Here is a 20,014-nt window from a genome sequence, read left to right on the forward strand (position 1 = left end):
TCCACTCAGTGGCGCGATCGCTACCTGCCAGCAGGCTACGATTTTGTTAATCTAATTTAAATACATTGTGGAAGTGAAACAGCGTGAATATTGAAATTGGGCGGGGCAAAAGCGCTCGCCGAGCTTACGGCATAGATGAAATCGCGCTCGTACCAGGACAGCGCACCCTCGATCCGAGTCTGGCAGACACCCGGTGGCAGATTGGCGGGATCGATCGCGAAATCCCGATTATCGCCAGCGCCATGGACGGAGTAGTTGATGTCCGCATGGCCGTTTTACTGTCGGAATTGGGAGCACTGGGAGTCCTCAACCTAGAAGGAATTTACACCCGCTATGCCGACCCCCAGCCAATATTAGAGCGCATCGCTTCTGTCGGGAATCACGAATTCGTCTCCTTGATGCAGCAACTCTATGCCGAACCGATCAAGCCAGAATTAATCACTCAGCGAATCAAAGAAATTAAAGAGGGAGGAGGGATTGCTGCCGTCAGCGCTACCCCCGCGGGGGCAAGCAAATACGGCTCAACAGTTGCCGCCGCAGGAGCTGATATATTTTTCATACAAGCAACTGTAGTATCAACAGCTTTTCTGGCCCCGGAATCGGTAGCGCCTCTAGACTTAACTCAATTTTGTCAAGAGATGCCGATACCAGTAGTTTTGGGCAACTGCGTCACCTACGAAGTAGCCCTCAATTTAATGAAAACAGGCGCTGCTGGCATTCTGGTAGGCATTGGACCGGGAGCGGCTTGTACTTCCCGTGGTGTGCTCGGTGTGGGCGTTCCCCAAGCCACAGCAGTAGCAGACTGTGCAGCAGCGCGGGACGACTACTATCGCGAAACAGGCAAATACGTGTCAGTGATTGCTGATGGTGGTTTAATTACCGGTGGCGATATCTGTAAGTGCATTGCTTGTGGTGCTGATGGCGTGATGATTGGTTCTCCCTTCGCTAGGGCCGCAGAAGCCCCCGGCCGTGGATTCCACTGGGGGATGGCAACCCCCAGCCCCGTTTTGCCCCGTGGCACTCGCATTCGAGTGGGGACAACGGGTACTTTGGAGCAGATTCTCCGAGGTCCGGCCCAACTAGATGATGGGACTCACAACTTGTTAGGGGCTCTGCAAACTAGCATGGGAACCCTTGGTGCTAAAGACCTTAAGGAGATGCAGCAAGTGGAAGTGGTGATTGCTCCTTCTCTGCTGACGGAGGGTAAGGTCTATCAAAAAGCTCAGCAATTGGGTATGGGTAAGTAGAAGTGCTTGCAACGTACAAGCTTACCTTTACAAATTTTGTGAGATAGTCTCGAAATTTACATAATGTTGTGGAATTATCGAGGAGGAGATGTCACAATAGAGTAAGCGGAGACACAAGTTTCCGTTCACTCCTCACACCACACTCCGCCCGAACTACTGTTTGGGCGGTTCCTTTTGTAACAAAGTTCTAGTTTTTAGTGGTTCAGTAAGGGTTTGAGGGTTTTGATAACGGGTTGTCCCTCGATCGCCCACTTTCTAGCTTGTTCCCTCTTCTTTGGACATTGTGTCCTCTTGCTTCTCCCTCCTAAAATATTTAGTGCGACTGGTTACACTTTTTGCTAGAATTATAAACCGAGAAATAGTATTTACAAGGATGGCTAGGGATGTCAGCAGCCGCGCAAGTAACCGACTCTACCTTCAAGCAGGAAGTGCTCGATAGCGAAGTTCCAGTTTTAGTTGATTTTTGGGCTCCTTGGTGCGGGCCCTGTCGGATGGTCGCCCCTGTCGTAGATGAAATTGCTCAGCAATTTGATGGACAGGTGAAGGTAGTAAAAGTTAATACCGACGAAAATCCTAACGTGGCTAGCCAATACGGTATCCGCAGTATTCCAACACTGATGATATTTAAGGGCGGTCAACGGGTGGATATGGTGGTTGGGGCAGTTCCGAAAACTACTCTGGCTAACACTTTGGAAAAGTACATTTAACCACTTTTGAAGATCTACCAAAATCTACCCAAATATATCCAAATTGGGTAGTGACTGGGAGGTTGATTAACAGTTTCATGAGATATTCAAAGACCTTTCCTGGAATTAAAGACCTCTTTGATAACAAGCAGCTTGCAGGAACAGAATAGAACTTAGGTTAATTGATTCCTGAACTCTACTTATGGCTGATGAGTCTGGTTGTACCCTTGATTTTCAGTTGCTATTAATTGTTGCAGTTGCAGAAAAATTCATGATTCCTTCTCCGTCTGGCAAAGCTTTTGAATCTCTCCAGGCTAAGGTGATAGATTTGATTAATCACTTGCCTCTGTTGAAGCACCAAGAGTGGATCGGACGATCGCTCTCTACTCTAGTGAGAATAGCCGGAGAGGATCTAGATCGCCTAGACTGGAAAATTATCTCCGCATCTCTGGGAGATATGGAAAAGGCTTTCTCCATGTTTTATCCTTACCGTCACGTTCGCAAAATAGTGATTTTTGGTTCGGCGAGAGTGTCCCCGGAATCGCCAGAATATCAGATAGCCAAAGATTTTGCGACAGCCATTACCCAACAAGGGTTTATGGTGATTACTGGCGGTGGTGGGGGCATCATGCAAGCAGGGAATGAGGGGGCCACTGCGGAACATTCTTTTGGACTAAATATTAATTTGCCTTTCGAGCAAGGTTCTAATCCTTTCATTGCCGGCGATGGCAAATTGCTCAATTTTAAATATTTTTTCACTCGCAAGTTGTTTTTTCTACGGGAAAGCGATGCTTTGGCTCTGTTTCCAGGCGGTTTCGGTACTCTGGATGAGGCTTTTGAGTGTCTGACTTTGATTCAAACGGGCAAGTTTGGACCCGCTCCTGTGGTGTTAATCGATCGACCAGGCGGCGATTATTGGCACGATTTGGATGCTTTTGTGCAAAAACAATTGCGGGCGAGGGGTTTGATTTCCGGGGACGATCGCAGTTTATATACGGTGACAGACAATGTGGAATTAGCCTGCGAGGCGATCGCCAATTTTTATCTAGTTTATCACTCGTGTCGCTACGTGAATGAAAAACTGGTAATTCGCTTGAAGTCGGAACTTTCTGATGATAGTGTCGAGCGGTTAAATACGGATTTCAGCGATATTTTAGTCAAGGGTAAAATTGAAAAAAGTCAAGCTTTACAAGCAGAAGTCGGAGACGAAAGTTTCGATTTACCAAGGCTAATATTGCATTTCAACCAGCGACATATAGGCAGGCTATATCAGCTAATTGCTACTATCAATCAAATGGGTGCAGATTCCCCGGAAGCAGCCCATCCCGAACAAAAATAGTGAGTAGAGGACTTATTAATGAAACTTTATGGAACAAGGTAATAGGTAATAGGTAATAGGTAATAGGTAATAGGTAATTGGTAATTGGTAATGCCCTATACCCATCCCCCATCCCCCATCCCCCTTGGGGGGGGCAGGGGGGGGTGGGGGGTCAGGGGCAGGGCTGTTTCATTCTCTTGTAGGGGCGGTGCCTGTGAGTGTCCGCCCCAATCTCACCAAACACATACAAAATCGTGGACGAAGAGGGTAGGCACGCACCATCCACTACCCCTACAAAATCATCGTTTTCCTGAGAATGAAACAGCCCTGGGGTCAGGGGGGGTTCTCCATGACCCATGACCCATGACCCATTACCCATTACTTGCACATAATCAAATTGCCAGCAGATATAAATCCAGCCGCAGGGGCCGAAATTTCCACCCAATTACGATTTTCTCCATTCTTATCTTTCACAGACTGGTAATTGGGCACCAGCGTTACTTTGCCGTTAGCGGCGACGCTACCTTTAATCGCAGAAGTTTTGGAAGCATCCGCGCGGATAATTAGACCATTGGGTGCTACACGAGGTTCTACTTGGCGGCACAGACTTACAGGGCCAGGGGAGGGCGCGGGCGCTGGTGCTGGGGCGGGCGCGGGCGCTGGGGCTGGCGCTGGGGCTGGTGTGGGCATTGGCGCGGGCGCGGGCGCTGGTGCTGGTGCTGGTGCTGGTGCTGGTGCTGGTGCTGGTGCTGGTGCTGGTGCTGGTGCTGGTGCTGGTGCTGGTGCTGGTGCTGGGGCCGGGGCTGGTGCGGGGGCTGGTGCGGGGGAAGGACTCGGAGTCACGGCGCTTCCTGTGGTACAGGAAACTAAATTACCCTCGTTATTGGGATATCCAACTGCGACATAACCCTTTACCGGAGCGGTAATTTCCATCCAGAGGCGACCATCGGAGCCTTTAATGGTAGTCGCGCCACTAGCCAAGGTTACTTGAGTGTTCATGGCGACACCGCCGACTCTAGCAGATTTGGTTTCTGGACTCTGACGAACGGTCAAACCCTCTTTGGGAGTAACTTTCCGACAAAGGCTCCCAGCTTGGGCTATTTGAAAAGTGGGGCTATTTGTGAAGGAAATATTGTCGCTGATATTGGATGTTGATTCAGCTACCGCAGGGATGCTATTTGCGGGCAGACTACCGACTACGATCGCGATCGCGCTCAGCAATACAGCGGGTTTGTTCCAACCATTGATCTTTGTCATTACGTTCAACTCCTCAATTCACCACAATCATTATCTTAATTGCACGTCAATATAGCAAAAAAGTGGATGGGTCTTTTGGTCTTTCCACATCTAGCTGTGTTTAACATTTTTAGGTAAATACGTCAATATTTATTCACATAAATTAATTTTAACTCATTGATGAAAGTCCCGACTTCTTTAAGAAATCAGGACTGTGGGTGTTTTGTTTTTTTTGTGTCTCTAGTTATTTATAAAATTTCGGTCAAAATTCTAACTAATATTTGATTCTGTGCCTCCGTACCTACAGTAATTCGCAACTTATCCGCTAATCGCGGCTGATTGAAGTATCGAATCAATATTCCTTCTTGTTTCAGTCTTTGATAAATCCTTTCGGCATCGCCCTGGGGCGGACGGACTAACAAAAAGTTGGTTTGGGATGGCCAAATGTCAAAGCCTAACTCTTGGAGGTTGAGGGCTAATTTTTGTCGTGAAGCTTTAATCTTTTCCGCATTGGCTGTTTTGTAGGTTTGATCTGCGATCGCCTCCGCGGCTACTAGATAAGCTAAAGCATCCACATTATAACTGTCTTTAATTTTATTTAACTCAGCTATCAAGGCTGGATTTGTAATGCCAAAACCTAGCCTCAATCCGGCTAGGGAGTAACCTTTAGAAAGCGTCCTCAAAACTATAACATTATTGTAGGTTTTTGTCAACTCCAAAGCATGATTTTCTGCAAAATCTACATAAGCTTCATCAATCACCAGAATGCCAGATAAACCCCTAGCTAGTTGCTCCAAATCTGCTAGAGGTATCGCCGTTCCCGATGGACTATTTGGTGAAGCCACAAAAGTGACAGCACCTTGGGCTGCTATTAGTAAATCAACAGGTAACTGATAGTCATCGGGATAGGGAATTTCGACGAATTCCACATCTTGAATTTCTGCCAAAGTGCGATACAATACATAGGTTGGGGAAGGACAAACCACCTGTTTACCAGTTTCGCCTACAGCCCGAACTATCAAGTTTAACAAATCATCGCTACCGTTACCTACCACAATCCAATCATCAGGAACTCCCAAGACTTGACTAGCTGCGATGCGGAATTGTTTACCAGTGGGATCGGGATAGCGCCGCAGTATCTCCCCGTCTATTTGCTGAAGCACTTTTAAAGCTTGTGGAGAAGGTGGATAGGGGTTTTCATTAGAATTGAGTTTAATAATTTTAGTACCTAGTGGTGGTTGTTCCCCTGGTACATAGCCAGACATTTCGTGGATTTTTTGGCGAAAGTAATTCATCTATTATTATCGGCTTAGATCTCAATTCATTGGTATTGAAAAAAATTATATCAAACAATTAGTGACAATCCGGGTTATTCCTAAATCAAGTAACTTTTGCCAATCTTCTCGATCGTCCACCGTCCAGGCCACAATGTCAACTCCCTGACTGCGGCTTTCGGCAATCAGTGCCGGATTTGCCAGCAAAACACTATACAAAGTGCTAATCAGACGATCGCCCTTAACTACAGCTTGAGCCAATTGAGCTTGGTACGCTTCCAGATTAGCAACAATATGTCCGATCGGCAAATCATCAGCTATTTGGCGCACTTGTTCGAGAAATCCATCGTTAAAGGAAGTAATCACGCATTTTTCTGTGATTCCAGCCTCCTGCAAAGTATTGACAAAATCTGCTACTTCTGAATTAGACCATTCGCAGTGGGGTTTGACATCAAAGTAGAGAAACTTGTCAACTTGTTTGAGGATAGGCAATGCTGCTGTTAAGGTGGGGATTTTTTGTCCTGAAAATTCATCTCTGAACCATTTACCTGCATCCAGTGACTGCAATTGGGGTAAGTTTTTGTCCCTGACTTTACCAGAAACAGCGGTAATCCTATCGAGTGTGGCGTCGTGGAAAATGACTGGTATGCTGTCAGCCGATAGCTGGATGTCAAATTCGATGGAATGAGCGCCACGGGCGATCGCCTGTTCAAAAGCTGCTAAGGTATTCTCAGGGGCGATCGAAGAAAATCCCCGATGGGCAATAATTTCTAAACTCATGATTTTGTTGTATCTAAAAATTCAGCCACAGTCTGATTAAAAGTTGCCGCTTCTACCAAAAAACACCAGTGATTTCCCGGTACTTTCTGTATCGTAAGATTTTTCAAGTATCTCTGATAGGGCTGGATTTGCCAATCCATGCGATTCACACCTTTTTCGGGCTGGATTAACAAAGTGGGAATGTGAATATTTTCAGTTAAACCAGCAACTTGCATCACTTCTGTAAATATCTGATTGCGGGCGGGAATCACAAATTTACTACCCCAGCTACCATCGGGCTTTTGCTCGATTTGCTGTTGGAATACCATTTGTTGCATCTCACTCCAAGCTGCGTATTCTCCTGAGAGTTTGGCGGCTGTTTCCGCTGCGGATAAAGTCGCAAAGGGACCCATACATTTGAGACAATCTAATTTGCGGTAAAGAAGTGGTAGGGTGAGTTTCATCACAGCGGGAAGTTTGGTGATGAAGATGGGGTCTACTAAAATCATACTGCAAAAGCGATCGGGATTTTGCCTGGTCCAAATTGGCGCTAGCTTTCCGGTCCAAGAATGTCCGAGAATGTGAGCATGGTGCCAGTTAAGGTGTGCCATCAAAGCTTCTAAATCGGCGATCGCACTTTCAAAAGTATAGCCGATATCTGGTTTGCTACTCTCTCCATGTCCGCGCATATCTGGCGCTACAATATGGTAGCGGTTTGACAAATAATTTCCCAGGCTCGTCCACACAACTGCACTATCTGCTAAACCATGTAACAACAGCAAGCGCGGAACTTGTTGTGATGCTGTTTTTGGTCGCCATTCTAAGTAAGAAATTTCGATTTCTGGCAAAACTAATGTGTGACGAATTGGCATCTTTTTAATTAAACTTATTTAAAATTAACTGATTTATCAACTTAAGTCTGAAAGCCAGTCACAGATATCCTCCCTAGCCCCCAGGGCTGTTTCATTCTCAAAAAAACGACGATGGGGAATAATAGCTGGTAAAAGACCCACCCCTAGCCCAGGGCGGTTTCATTCTCCAAAAAACGAGGGCTTTGTAGGGGTAGTGGATGGTGCGTGCCTACCCCCCCCACCAACCATTTTCCGTCATTTCAGAGATTGGGGCAACCACGGGGGGATTGCCCCTACAAGAGAATGAAACCGCCCTGGGGCCGGGGGTGTGTCATATCAAACTCCCCTCTAGAAAGGATGGTAAATAGCTTTCGGGCCTATGCCACAAAGACGGGATTTGATTGTGGATAAGCGATGATAGCCAGCCCCTATCGCCTAATATTTGCCTTTGAGACTCAACAAAATAAACTGAGTTTTTTGTGCTTCATCAAAACTGTCATCGCTAACTAAAACTAAACTTTGACTACCATCAGGCAAGCGCGGCCCCAAGGTCATTCCTTCTAAGTTATACAACGGAATTCCTAATTCGCTCAAGTCTAATAGCAATTTTTTCCTCACAGGTTCAACTACAGACGACCCCCCTTTGAAGCTCTTGATTCTCGAAGTATCTGTAGCGGCACCCACTGCAACTTGATAAATCCGCGCGCCGTATCCTGAAAGCCCAAAGGAACGCTCTAAACTCAAAAATTGACCGCCACCAACAGTTACTAATTCTGTTAAACCGTTTAAAATACTTAAAGGAACTTGGTCTAAAGTGTAAAGATTTTCTGAGATTAATTGCGGTGTTTTGTTGACTAGGATATAATGTAGAATCCGAATTTTACTAGCATTTTCGGGGTCTAGGTCTTGCATTAAAGGCGCTTCTGTGGCCACAAACAAACGAAACGGATCGAGACCGCCTGGACTAAAAGTTTCCGGGTCAATTGTCAGAGATTCAAATCCCAAATTATCTAGGACTCCTTGCTGCTGTTTCTCATCGCTAGCATCGGGAAGATAACGCTGGGGAATTGGTAATTCCCCCAGCCACTTACCAGTTTTGAGGTCAAATTCTCCCACAAAGGGAGGAATGCCAACGTGAGTGACACCTTCGCTGGCGACAAAGACGGAATTGCGGGGAGAAAGAGCGATACCTTCAGGATTGATGGCCCCCCAAGAGAATGTTTGGCCATCTGCTTTTTTGAGAGAAGTAACAGCTTCAACAGCAACTTTTTTGAGACGAATATTGGTTGCATCTCCTAATTTGAGGTCTAGTCGGAGACTGTAAAATCTGGCTTCTCCGTTTTCGCTGGGGTCGTCGGAAATAGCGTAAAAACGATAACCTTGGGAAGTCCCTGGGCTCATTCCTTTGGAGTCGTAGGTAATTCCTGATAAGCCTCCGACGGGGACTCCTTCAAAATTATTTTTTGGCAATTGGTAGTCTCCCAGAAATTCTAGGGACATTTCCGGGAAAGAGCGGTCTTTTGCTGCTGCGGGAGGCGGTGCACAAGCTGTGCAAATAGTTAACAAAATTAACGCTAAACTGAATAAGCGTAGAATGCGATCGCCCAGGCTCTTAAAATCCCAATAATTGCTCAGTGCGGTAATTTTTATGGGGCTGTTTTGGTTCAATTCTTGGCTTTTGTGCCATCTTTGTGACATAATATATACCGTTTTGTAGATATGCAAAACTTGATGTTTCGGGAATCGATAGGGGTTCGCTCCCACCAAATTTTGAGGATGGGAATTTCTGTACCCATCGGGTGCTTGCTTTTCTGTTGGCTATGTGCTAGTTCAATTGCTAGCGCTCAAACCACTCCACCAGGTTTGGATCAATTTTCTCCTAATCCGTTAGAGATTACCACACCCGATCCCTTAACTCCCACGAATGAATCTTTGAGTAGCACTCAGCGGGATGAATTGAGTGTGGCTTTAGATGGCTTAAACTTAGAAGCATTGGCTAAACTGCAAGCTGGAGATGGAGTGGGTGCTTTTGATATTTGGTTCCGAGAATTGCGCCTGCGACGCTATCTGGGCCCGGCGGTGGAAATTGCTGCTTTGAGTCGGGTAGGAAGTGTGGCTTGGAGTAACAGTAAAACCATTGAATTACAGTTTATTACTCAACGGCTCCAAGTAATTCAAAAACAAGTCAAATCTCAGGTACCAGTTGATATTGATTTACTGCGAGTTTTGGCTGCTGCTTTTCAACAAGTGCGTGCTAAGGGCCCGACAATAGAAGTTTATCAACAAATTCTTGACAATGCGCGGCAGCAACAGGATATTTTGGCTGAGGGTCAGACTTTGAAGGCGATGGGGCTAATTCATATCAATTGGTTGAGTTATGAAAAAGCTGCTGCTGTGTATGAGGAATTGGCAAGTTTAATTCAGGAAAATCGCGCTTTATTTGCTGCAAACTCTGTGGTTTCGACTCCGGCGGTGGTGGCGGGGAATGGTGCGCCTCCTGTGGCTGTAACTCCTCCCACTGAGGTGGATTCTCTGAGACAGTTGGCCTATGTTTACCACCAGTCTAAACAACATCTGAAGGCGATCGCAGCTAGGGAGAAATTGATATCAGTATATATGAATCTGCAAAATCCTAACGCTGTACCACCGCTCAAAATTGCGATCGCTGCGGATTACGAAACCCTAGGTCAAATCAATTTAGCGGCTCAATATTATCAGGAAGCATACAATTTAGCTGTCCCCATTCAACAGTATGCCCACGCTAGCGAAGCGTTGGAAAAATTAGCATTGCTTTATCGATCGCAAAAACAGTGGGAACCGACTTTGCGGATTTATCAAATGCAGTTACTGTTAGAAGAACGGGCTTATAACTTGTATGGATTGATGAATGCTTATGATAATCTTGGTCAAGTTTATCAGGAGATGAAAACCTACAACAAAGCTTTAGAAGCTTATCAAAAAGCCTTGGATGTGGCTAAAAGATTGGGACACAGACAAGAGTATTTTGATAAAAAAATTCTCAAGGTTAACAAGCAATTGCAAAGGACTTCGTAACAGGGGGTGATATCGTTTCCGGTTGTATCGGAATGATTAAACCACAGAGAACACAGAGGACACAGAGAAAGAGAAGAGAGAAATAATAATTCCGATGTCAACGGATTTGATATGAATTGGTAAGGTGCGTCAGTTCCACCACCTGAAAAATTGTTAAATAAACTCTCCTGACGCACCCGACAATTTAGATTTTACCTAATAAAATTCTATTCGTTGACTATGGTGGTAGTCGGCGATTCTGAATTAGGGAAAAATTGCTGAGTTATCCAATTAGTTAAAATGTGAGACAGCAATCCCATCGGACCTGCAAATAGACACAATGCGAGGGAATGAATCGTCCAAACTCCGGTGCGTTGTCCTTCTAAATAAATCCAACGCCCGACAAATAAGTCCATCACTAAAAAATGTATCCATCCTGTAGCTGCGGCGGTTTCTTCCCCAAGAAATTTGGCGATATCTGCTAGTTTGGGATTGGACAAAGCGGCCGCATTTTCTGGGGTTATGCTGGTAACAAACAAATAGATATACATCAGGGCGAGCACTACAAAGGGGATGAAGGAATTCATCACTTTTCGAGTAATTCCCCAGTTGGGTAGTAAAATCATGATTGCCCAGAAGGGCAAAACGAACAGGTTTCCTACTGTAAAAATTAGTTCTGGTGTCATCTTAAATCACGGCTCTCTGGTTAGTTAAAATTGGCGTAGAAAGCGCAAATCGCTGGCATAAACCCGACGAATATCATCAATTTCATGCAGTACCATTGCGAAGCGCTCGACACCAAAACCGGCGGCAAAACCACTGTATTTTTCTGGGTCTAAACCAACTCCTTTCAGAACATTAGGATCGACCATGCCGCATCCTAAAACTTCTAGCCATTTACCATTCCACTGCAAATCTACTTCGGCAGACGGTTCGGTAAACGGAAAATAACTGGTGCGAAAACGAATTGGTAAATCTTGCCCGAACATTTGTCGCAAAAATTCTTTGATTGTGCCTTTCAAGTCAGTAAAGGTCAGCCCTTCATCTATGGCCAAAAGTTCAATTTGATGGAAGACGGCGGCGTGAGTAGCATCGACGGTATCGCGGCGGTAAACGCGCCCTGGAGAGACAATCCGAATCGGGGGTTTGTGCTGTTCCATGTAGCGAATTTGCACGGAGGATGTTTGAGTTCGCAGCAGGTTTCCGCCGGGGAGATAAAAGGTATCTTGCATATCCCGCGCTGGGTGGTCTGGCGGGGTGTTTAGTGCTTCAAAATTGTAATAGTCTGTTTCCATTTCTGGGCCGTTGGCTACGGTGTAGCCGAGGCCAACAAAGATATCCAAAGCGCGGTCTATGACGCTGTTTAAGGGGTGTATTCTGCCTTGGGGGCGAAAAATCCCAGGCATGGTGACATCGAGGGTTTCTGAGGCTAATTTGGCTTGAATTTGGGCGGTTTGGAGGGAGGTGCGTTTGTCTTCTAAATCGGTTTGTAGGGCTTCTTTGACGGTGTTGGCGATCGCACCTAGTTTCGGTCGCTGATCTGCTGGCAGTTTGCCCATCATACCTAAAACTTGAGAGAGTTGGCCTTTTTTACCTAGGTAATTGACGCGCAACTGTTCGAGTTGTTCGAGGGTATTAGTGGTGGCGATCGCACTTTTGGCTTCTTGTCCGAGGGTTTCTAGTTGGGTTTCAATGTCGCTTAGCTGGACAGTCATTTTAGATTTTAGATTTTAGATTTTAGATTGATGGCTGTTGGAGCCAAGCTGAGTTTAGCGCAATTTGAGTGCGAGTGGCTGGTTGATTTTACCTTTGAGATTTTAATCGGTAATTGGTAATTAGAGACCAAAGCGATCGCCAGACTTGAATTTAGTTTAGTATTGTCCTGTGGCCTACAAAACTTTTCATGAAACTTCTAATTAGCAACGACGACGGCATCTTTGCACAAGGCATCCGCAGCCTCGCCAACGCACTCGCCGCGGCTGGTCATGATGTCAGCGTAGTTTGTCCCGACAGAGAACGCTCAGCGACAGGTCACGGCCTCACCCTGCACCAACCCATCCGCGCTGAAATTGTCGAATCTATTTTTGACCCCGCAGTCAAAGCTTGGGCTTGTTCTGGTACTCCCGCTGACTGCGTGAAACTAGCTTTGTGGGCTTTACTTGACAAACCGCCAGATTTTGTTCTGGCCGGTATTAATCACGGCCCGAATTTAGGAACGGATATCATTTGTTCCGGGACGGTTTCGGCGGCCATGGAAGGCATTATGGAAGGCATTCCCAGCATTGCTTTCAGCCTTGCGAGCTATAGTTGCTTGGAATTTGAGCCGGCAGTAAATTTTGCCGTGACTTTGCTCTCACAGTTGGAAAAACAACCTATGGCAAAACCCATGTTGTGGAATGTGAATATACCAGCGGTTAAACAAGCAGAAATTACCGGAGTTGCGATCGCCCGTCAAGGGATTCGCCGCTATTTCGATATATTTCAAAAGCGCACCGATCCGCGCGGCAAAACTTATTATTGGCTAGCTGGGGAATTGTTAGAAGATGTGGAAGAAACCTTAGAAACCTCTGATTTGCGAGATCTTCCTACGGATGTACAAGCTATTCGCGACCATAAAATTACCATTACTCCTCTTCAATACAACCTCACCTGTGGCCGAGACTTGCACAGTTTACAGGATTGGAAATTTAAAGGTTTTACAATGAATTGAGATCCGATCTGGCGGATATCAGAGGTAAACTAGGAATTAAGGAAAAGTACCTCTTTAGGTCTATGCCCTAGGCATTAGCGCAGGCTCTCTATTAGTTATTGGTTTTTTACTCAAGAAAAACAGTTATGAACGCTCCCACCTACAACACTCATTCTGTCACTTGTCCGATTTGCAACCGTTCCAGCATCGTCGGCGCTGTGGGGATGGTTAGCGGACTATTCAGTTGTCCTCACTGTCATTCCCATTTGGTAATTAGTTGGAGTGGCCATTTTGTCCGCGATCCTTTTAGCCTGAAACAATTAACGGTGGGGAAGATGCTCAGGCGCGAGAGCAGGCCTCTAGCTCGCATTCAGCGGGATTTGGGGCTTGGGAAGCATTTCCCGTTGTTGGCTTTGTTGGGAAGTGCTGTATTTCTGGGATTTGCGATCGTGACGACGGAACAATCCTTACCGCGACAGCAGCCGTTTCAAGGATTTTTAGAGTGGGTGAGTGGGAGTGGCAATTCCCAGGGTGTCTCTCGTTAACATTTCGCTACATGAATTTTGACACTCAATGCGTTTAAATTTATCTTCTTTTAGGTATAGATAATTTAGCCCCCAGATTTATCTGGGGGCCGTGTTTGGATGAGGATTGAATCAAAGGCGATCGATCTACTCTACTACCTCAAAATTAATTTCTACCTACGCCCCACCCTCATCTCAAGCCTGATTTTGTTAAGAAAAATGTCAATCAGCCAGGGCTCAAAAAGGGAAGGGAGATGGAAATTTAGGGGTAATAATCCTGAATTGCTTTTACCTCCATTGGGTTAGATTTGAGCGATCGAATTCCCGCCGCCGTCGCTTTCGCACCGGCAATGGTGGTAATAATCGGAATTTTGTAGGTTAACGCTGTACGACGGATAAAGATACCGTCGGCGCGGGATTCTTCACCGGAAGGTGTGGTGATAATTAGTTGAATGTTCTCGTTCTTGATCGAATCCAACAAGTTGGGCCGCCCTTCATGGAGTTTTAACACCAAATCTACTTCTAAACCTTGCTCTTGCAATACTTTGCGAGTACCATGAGTGGCTACTACTTTGAAACCTAATTCCAAGAATTCCTTGACAACTGGTACTACTGGTAGTTTGTCCCGATCGCGCATGGAAACCAGTACAGTTCCTGACAGTGGCATCACTTGTCCAGCACCCAATTGAGCTTTGGCGAAGGCCTTGCCAAAATCGGTGTCAATCCCCATGACTTCGCCAGTCGATCGCATTTCTGGTCCTAACAAAGTATCGGTTCCAGGGAACTTAGCAAAGGGTAGTACGGCTTCTTTCACCGAAACGTGAGTGGGTACAACTTCTTTAGTAAAACCTAAAGCTTCCAGAGTTTGACCAGACATTACCCGCGAGGCCATTTTTGCTAGGGGTACTCCGATCGCCTTGGAGACAAAAGGCACTGTTCGAGAAGCCCGTGGGTTCGCCTCCAAAATGAAAACTTGCTCTCCTTGAACCGCAAATTGAATGTTCATCAACCCGATCACTTTCAGGGCTTTGGCTAATTCCACTGTCTGGCGGCGAATTGTTTCTAAAGCTGCTTCAGTAAGTGTTTGGTAAGGGATGGTACAAGCAGAGTCGCCGGAGTGAATTCCCGCTTCCTCAATGTGTTCCATAATGCCCCCGATAGTGACATTACCTGTAATATCGGCGATCGCGTCTACATCTACCTCTGTCGCATTCTCTAAGAACTTGTCAATTAAAATCGGATGGTCTGGTTCTACCAGCACCGCATAGGTCATGTAACGTTCCAATTCCGTATCGGAATAAACAATTTCCATGGCTCGACCACCTAACACGTAGCTGGGGCGCACCACTACTGGATAACCAATCCGTTGAGCTACGATTAAAGCATCCTCAAAACTGCGGGCCAACCCGTTAGCAGCTTGCTGAATATTCAACTGTCGCAGAATTTTTTCAAACCTTTCTCTGTCTTCCGCAGTATCAATGGAATCCGGCGAAGTTCCCCAGATTTTTGTTTGTACATCTGGATGATTTTCGAGGGATTTTTGTAAAGGCAGTGCTAATTTCAAGGGTGTTTGTCCGCCAAATTGAATGATGACTCCCTCTGGATTTTCCGCCTCGATAATGTTGAGAACATCTTCTTTGGTTAGGGGTTCAAAATACAGGCGATCGCTGGTATCATAATCCGTCGAAACCGTTTCTGGGTTGGAGTTAACCATGATGGTCTCAAACCCGTCTGCTCCTAGGGAATAGGAAGCATGACAGCAACAGTAATCAAACTCAATTCCCTGTCCGATGCGGTTAGGACCACCGCCTAAAATCATCACTTTTCGCTTAGTAGAAGGCAAAACTTCTGACTCTGGGGTGAGACTTTGAGCCACCGGTGAAATTTTCTTTTCTTCATCGCCTAATTCCCAAATTGCTGTTCCCAATTCGTAGGTAGAATAGTAATAAGGGGTGAATGCTTCAAATTCGGCTGCGCAGGTATCAACTGTTTTGTAAATCGGTGTTACGCCTAAATTTTTGCGATAAGCGCGCACTTCATCTTCCGATGTTTTGGTCGCGTAAGCAATTTGGCGATCGCTAAATCCCAACTGCTTGATGGCAAACATTGTGTCTTTGGTCAACTGCTGGAGCTGAGTCCGTTTCATGAACTTCTCCGTTTCCAGCAATTCCTGCATTTTGTCCAAAAACCAAGGGTCAATTGCTGTGAGTTCAAAGATGTCTTCCACCGACATTCCCATCATCATTGCGTGGCGAACCGTAAAAATGCGATCGGGATTTGGTGTCCGCAATCCGGCGCGAATTTGTTCCAAACTAGGCAACTTTTCTGGTTTGTCGCAACCGAAACCCGCCCGACCAGTTTCTAATCCTCGCAGCGCTTTTTGGAAAGATTCATTGAAGCTACGCCCGATCGCCATTACCTCTCCCACTGACTTCATTTGCGTTGTCAGGGTCGGTTCAGAACCGGGGAACTTTTCAAAAGCAAATCGGGGAATCTTCGTCACCACGTAGTCAATTGTGGGTTCAAAAGAAGCAGGAGTTTTCTTGGTAATATCGTTAGAAATTTCATCCAGGGTGTAGCCCACTGCTAATTTTGCAGCCATTTTCGCAATGGGAAATCCTGTGGCTTTTGACGCCAAAGCCGAGGAACGGGAAACGCGGGGGTTCATTTCAATGACGATGAAATCTCCATTTACCGGATTCACGGCAAATTGAATGTTAGAACCGCCGGTTTCCACTCCGATTTCGCGAATAATTTTAATCGAGGCATCCCGCAGCCGTTGGTATTCTTTGTCTGTCAGGGTTTGGGCCGGTGCAACGGTGATCGAGTCCCCGGTATGAATTCCCATCGGGTCTATATTTTCGATCGAGCAAATAATCACCACATTATCTGCTAAATCCCGCATCACTTCTAGTTCGTACTCTTTCCAACCGATTAAAGATTGTTCGATCAGAATTTGGGATACCGGGCTAGCATCAATGCCACCTTGGGCCATTTCTTCAAACTCTTCTTGATTGTAAGAAATGCCTCCGCCGGTGCCACCCATGGTAAAAGCCGGACGGATAATTAACGGATAAGTACCGATTTGGTGGCCAATTGCTTTGGCTTCATCTAGATTGTTGGCAATTCCCGAAGGACACACAGCGACACCAATGCGCGCCATCGCTTCTTTAAATAGCAGTCGGTCTTCTGCCATTTCAATTGCTGGTAGCTTAGCGCCAATTAACTCAACTTTGTATTTGTCTAAAACGCCATTTTTAGCGACCGCGACTGCTAAATTCAGGGCTGTTTGACCGCCCATTGTCGGTAAAATTGCTTGGGGTCTTTCTTTAGCGATGATTTGTTCGAGGATGGCTGGCGTTAGAGGTTCGATGTAGATGCGATCGGCTGTTTCTGGATCGGTCATAATGGTAGCTGGGTTGGAATTCACCAGCACTACTTCATAACCTTCTTCTCGCAAAGCTTTGCAAGCCTGCGTCCCCGAATAGTCAAACTCGCACGCTTGACCGATCACAATTGGGCCGGAACCAATTAGCAGAATTTTTTGTAAGTCTTGGCGACGGGGCATAGGTTCGTAATTGGTAGTTGGACAAGATTAACGATCGATTTTACATTTTGCACCATTGCTATCAACAGGCTAGAAAGCCTGTTCTACCCAAAGCTTACTGAAAATGGTGCAGTTATGTGATATTAATTTGAAATTGTGCACCATTCTCAGGATTTTGAAGGCACAAGCCCCCTACTCTTGGTAATATACATCGCCTGCTAAGGGTGCAGTGTATCGGTAAATCCAGACTATTTTAAGTGCTGTCGCCTAGTTTGTGTTGTAAAATACAATTTACCCGACCAACTCCTGTCAAAGTTCCGCCGCTACTAGCTTCACTACCCAGACGTCGCTTTTGGATACATAGGGCCAGTCGATAAAGTTGATGATAATTTTTATCTAAATATTCTGGCGATCGACTAAACTCCTATAGCCAAGGACGCAAAAACCCGGTTTCTACACCTAATTTCCTGATTTGAGGTGGAGAAAGACCGGGTTTGATAGCTAATTTTTCCGTAATTTACCTGGATCGATTTTTCAAGTAACTCTTGATTTTTTTGATCGGGTGTCTTACCCAAGGCTCCCATCTTGCGTATTTTAGCTTTAAATTCAAAAGCCAATCAGAATTATTTTGAATTTTCGCCAGTTCATCCTTAAACGGGGTTTGAGACAACATCTCCATCCATAATTTATTCGGTTCGGGACTTTCCCAAGGTTTTGGGCGGGATATAAAGTGCATCACTTTAGTAGCAGCGTCTTCAGTATCAGGATTATTCCAGATCTGATCTAGTTGATACCACCGTCCCGCTAAAACCGAATTTGATGTCCCTTGGTCGCAATCAGACCACAGGTTGACTTTCGCATCAGCAATCATTTTTTCTGACAATTTTTCTTCAACCCAAAGTTTCATATTGAAAACTAATAAGCCTGCATTGAAATAAGGGTTTTTATCTTGAGGATTGTTGGGATTACCCCACACATTGAGCGCTGCGGCGAGTGGCATTCCTTGAAAATCTAAATTCCACAGTGGCTCTAAGCTGTCCAACACAATCATATCACTGTCGAGCCAGATTAGTCTTTCTGTCGCCTTTGTGTATTTTTCCGGCTCCAATCTAGCATAAGTTAGCTTAGAACCAGAAAGCGACAGCAAGTCATTGTAATTATCCTTCACTTCTTGCCATTCAATCTTATATTTGCAGCACTGTTGCAACTTTTCCTGTTGCTCTGTATTAAAACCCGTGGAGACAACTGTAATGTTAACGGACTGATTGGGATCTGTGGTAGCATTCAGTTCTATGGATTTTAGTATTGCTGCTATTCCTAAAATGTAATTACGATCGCCAACAATGGATAAGTACATTTCACTCATTAAGGAAAGGGTCTTAATAAATAAAGTAGCATAATCTTTGGTAAAATCCAATTCTCTAGATTTGACCTTGGAGAAGCGACTCCAGGGGCTGGGATAATAACGGTTTTCTGCCTTCCCAGGCTCAAGTCTGGGAAGCAGGATAGGTTTCGTTTGTTAAATCTACTTAGGATGACGGACTGTGAGAATCCTCAGACTGTGGGACAGGTTAATCGCTTAAGGCTTGGGTTTCTTCAGGGCACTAATTTTGGCTTTGACCGCGGAAACGCGCCGATAAAACTTAAACTTATTCAAAGCAGCACTGGCAGATTTAGCCACAAGGCTATCTGTATCTCGCAAAGCTTTTTGTAACAGTGGAATCACTTTTTCTGACTTAATCATTCCTAATGCTTCCACCGCTGTCTGACGAACTTCACGATCGTAATCTTGAGCTAATTTTCCCAAAGTTTCTATGGCTCGCTGAGCATCTATTCTCAAAGGATTTGTAGACGCAATTTTACCTAAAGCAGATGCTGCTAATTTTCGCGATTCTGTATCGTGACTTTGAACAATTCCCATCCACTGCGCTAAGGAATAATTTGGTGTTTGTCTGACTATTTGAGGCGGTGCTGTAAATTGTGTTTGATTTAAGTCTGTTGGCTCTAACTCCCGAAACTGTGACGGTGAAACTTCTGTTGGCTCTAACTCCCGAAACTGTGACGGTGAAACTTCTGTTGGCTCTAACTCCGACAACTGTGAAGGTGGCACTTCGGTTGGCTCTAATTCCCGAAACTGTGACGGTGGCACTTGTGTTCGGTTTAACTGACTTTCATACTGCTCCTGTAAAGACTTGATGGTGGATTGCATCTGGGCTTCGTGAGCTTGTAACTGCTGATTAACTGCTGCTAATTGACTCTCGTATTCTGCTTGTAAAGATTGCAATCTTAACTCCATCTCCACTTCGCGGTTTTGATATTCCTCAGCAGTTTCTCTCAACCTAATTTCATGTTCTTGTTGCAGAGCTTGTAGGTTATCATCAATTTGAGCTTGATAGTTGTGATGCAGTTCTTCAGCCAGCTTGAGTAATTCTGATTCGTGTTTTTGTTGCAATGATTGGATATTTTCTTGCAACTGAGAATCATGACTACCGGCTAATTCTGCACTCAATGCACGGAGATAGTTCTCCTGTTGGCTAGTAACTTGTCTGAGCTGATTGTCCCGGTCTTCAATAATTTTGGTAAGCTGATTCTCGTGTTCGGTAGTAACTTGTTTGAGTAAATTTTCGTGTTCTAGAGTAACTTGTCTGAGTCGCTCATCCTGTTCTACTTGCAGAGATTGGACTGTTTGCTGAATCCGAGACTGGTGAGCTCTTTCTATTTCCTCTGCAATTTGGCGAGTTTGCTCTAAGTGTTCTTTTTTTTGCTTGTTTAACCGTTTTTCCACCAAGGAGTAAGCAACTACGATGCCTACTAAAAAACCGACGATCGCTCCTATGATACCCACAACTT

Annotated in this window: 16 protein-coding genes; 6 read left to right on the forward strand and 10 right to left on the reverse strand. The window is 45.4% G+C overall.

Annotated features, from left to right (window positions below; translation table 11 throughout):
* The first annotated feature begins 83 nt into the window (after window positions 1–83).
* The 3 genes from AAFP14_RS01895 to AAFP14_RS01905 all read left to right on the forward strand — a co-directional run bounded on the left by AAFP14_RS01895 (window position 84) and on the right by AAFP14_RS01905 (window position 3,272).
* Complete coding sequence (locus tag AAFP14_RS01895) at window positions 84–1,247, forward strand: GuaB3 family IMP dehydrogenase-related protein (RefSeq protein ID WP_341730634.1); 1,164 nt, start codon at window positions 84–86, stop codon at window positions 1,245–1,247.
* A gap of 383 nt (window positions 1,248–1,630) precedes the next feature.
* Window positions 1,631–1,954: a thioredoxin gene (gene trxA, locus AAFP14_RS01900; protein ID WP_340523999.1), complete on the forward strand. Its 324-nt coding sequence runs from the start codon at window positions 1,631–1,633 to the stop codon at window positions 1,952–1,954.
* Window positions 1,955–2,204: 250 nt separating this feature from the next.
* On the forward strand, window positions 2,205–3,272 hold the full coding sequence (locus AAFP14_RS01905) for an LOG family protein (RefSeq protein ID WP_341730751.1): 1,068 nt from the start codon (window positions 2,205–2,207) through the stop codon (window positions 3,270–3,272).
* Between the two features lie 357 nt (window positions 3,273–3,629).
* Here the strand turns inward: AAFP14_RS01905 and AAFP14_RS01910 are convergent, their stop codons facing one another.
* The 5 genes from AAFP14_RS01910 to AAFP14_RS01930 all read right to left on the reverse strand — a co-directional run bounded on the left by AAFP14_RS01910 (window position 3,630) and on the right by AAFP14_RS01930 (window position 9,069).
* Window positions 3,630–4,508, reverse strand: a complete 879-nt coding sequence (locus AAFP14_RS01910) for an SH3 domain-containing protein (RefSeq protein ID WP_341730635.1) — start codon at window positions 4,506–4,508, stop codon at window positions 3,630–3,632.
* 227 nt (window positions 4,509–4,735) lie between these two features.
* Window positions 4,736–5,782, reverse strand: a complete 1,047-nt coding sequence (gene hisC, locus AAFP14_RS01915) for a histidinol-phosphate transaminase (protein ID WP_341730636.1) — start codon at window positions 5,780–5,782, stop codon at window positions 4,736–4,738.
* Window positions 5,783–5,827: 45 nt separating this feature from the next.
* A complete protein-coding gene (locus AAFP14_RS01920) occupies window positions 5,828–6,541 on the reverse strand; it encodes a glycerophosphodiester phosphodiesterase (protein WP_341730637.1) in 714 nt (237 codons plus the stop codon).
* Window positions 6,538–7,392, reverse strand: coding sequence for an alpha/beta fold hydrolase (locus tag AAFP14_RS01925; RefSeq protein WP_341730638.1), 855 nt, complete (start codon window positions 7,390–7,392; stop codon window positions 6,538–6,540). Before AAFP14_RS01925 ends, AAFP14_RS01920 begins: the two co-directional genes overlap by 4 nt.
* Window positions 7,393–7,806: 414 nt before the next feature.
* Window positions 7,807–9,069: an esterase-like activity of phytase family protein gene (locus AAFP14_RS01930; RefSeq protein ID WP_341730639.1), complete on the reverse strand. Its 1,263-nt coding sequence runs from the start codon at window positions 9,067–9,069 to the stop codon at window positions 7,807–7,809.
* A 78-nt stretch (window positions 9,070–9,147) separates the two neighbouring features.
* On the opposite strand from AAFP14_RS01930, the gene AAFP14_RS01935 reads away from it, so the two are divergent.
* Window positions 9,148–10,425: a tetratricopeptide repeat protein gene (locus tag AAFP14_RS01935; protein ID WP_341730640.1), complete on the forward strand. Its 1,278-nt coding sequence runs from the start codon at window positions 9,148–9,150 to the stop codon at window positions 10,423–10,425.
* Window positions 10,426–10,631: 206 nt separating this feature from the next.
* Here AAFP14_RS01935 and AAFP14_RS01940 read toward each other — a convergent pair whose 3' ends face one another.
* Both AAFP14_RS01940 and pheS read right to left on the reverse strand, forming a co-directional pair.
* The gene (locus AAFP14_RS01940) at window positions 10,632–11,090 is read right to left on the reverse strand and encodes an ABA4-like family protein (RefSeq protein ID WP_341730641.1); all 459 of its coding nucleotides are present in this window, start codon (window positions 11,088–11,090) and stop codon (window positions 10,632–10,634) included.
* 24 nt (window positions 11,091–11,114) lie between these two features.
* Window positions 11,115–12,119, reverse strand: a complete 1,005-nt coding sequence (pheS, locus tag AAFP14_RS01945) for a phenylalanine--tRNA ligase subunit alpha (protein ID WP_341730642.1) — start codon at window positions 12,117–12,119, stop codon at window positions 11,115–11,117.
* 188 nt (window positions 12,120–12,307) lie between these two features.
* Here pheS and surE point away from each other — a divergent pair, with 188 nt between their 5' ends.
* Window positions 12,308–13,114, forward strand: coding sequence for a 5'/3'-nucleotidase SurE (surE, locus tag AAFP14_RS01950; RefSeq protein ID WP_341730643.1), 807 nt, complete (start codon window positions 12,308–12,310; stop codon window positions 13,112–13,114).
* 125 nt (window positions 13,115–13,239) lie between these two features.
* A complete protein-coding gene (locus AAFP14_RS01955) occupies window positions 13,240–13,638 on the forward strand; it encodes a hypothetical protein (RefSeq protein WP_341730644.1) in 399 nt (132 codons plus the stop codon).
* Between the two features lie 241 nt (window positions 13,639–13,879).
* On the opposite strand, the gene carB is transcribed toward AAFP14_RS01955, so the two are convergent.
* The 3 genes from carB to AAFP14_RS01970 form a co-directional block, all read right to left on the reverse strand.
* Window positions 13,880–17,185 carry a carbamoyl-phosphate synthase large subunit gene (gene carB, locus AAFP14_RS01960; protein WP_341730645.1) on the reverse strand — a complete coding sequence of 1,102 codons (3,306 nt, stop codon included), beginning with the start codon at window positions 17,183–17,185 and terminating at the stop codon, window positions 13,880–13,882.
* 496 nt (window positions 17,186–17,681) lie between these two features.
* Window positions 17,682–18,521, reverse strand: coding sequence for a glycosyltransferase family 8 protein (locus tag AAFP14_RS01965; RefSeq protein WP_341730646.1), 840 nt, complete (start codon window positions 18,519–18,521; stop codon window positions 17,682–17,684).
* A gap of 222 nt (window positions 18,522–18,743) precedes the next feature.
* A complete protein-coding gene (locus tag AAFP14_RS01970; RefSeq protein WP_341730647.1) occupies window positions 18,744–20,009 on the reverse strand; it encodes a HEAT repeat domain-containing protein in 1,266 nt (421 codons plus the stop codon).
* Window positions 20,010–20,014: the final 5 nt, after the last annotated feature.

It is taken from the genome of Microcoleus sp. EPA2, assembly GCA_020882975.1.
In the GTDB taxonomy this organism is placed as follows: Bacteria; Cyanobacteriota; Cyanobacteriia; order Cyanobacteriales; family Microcoleaceae; genus Microcoleus.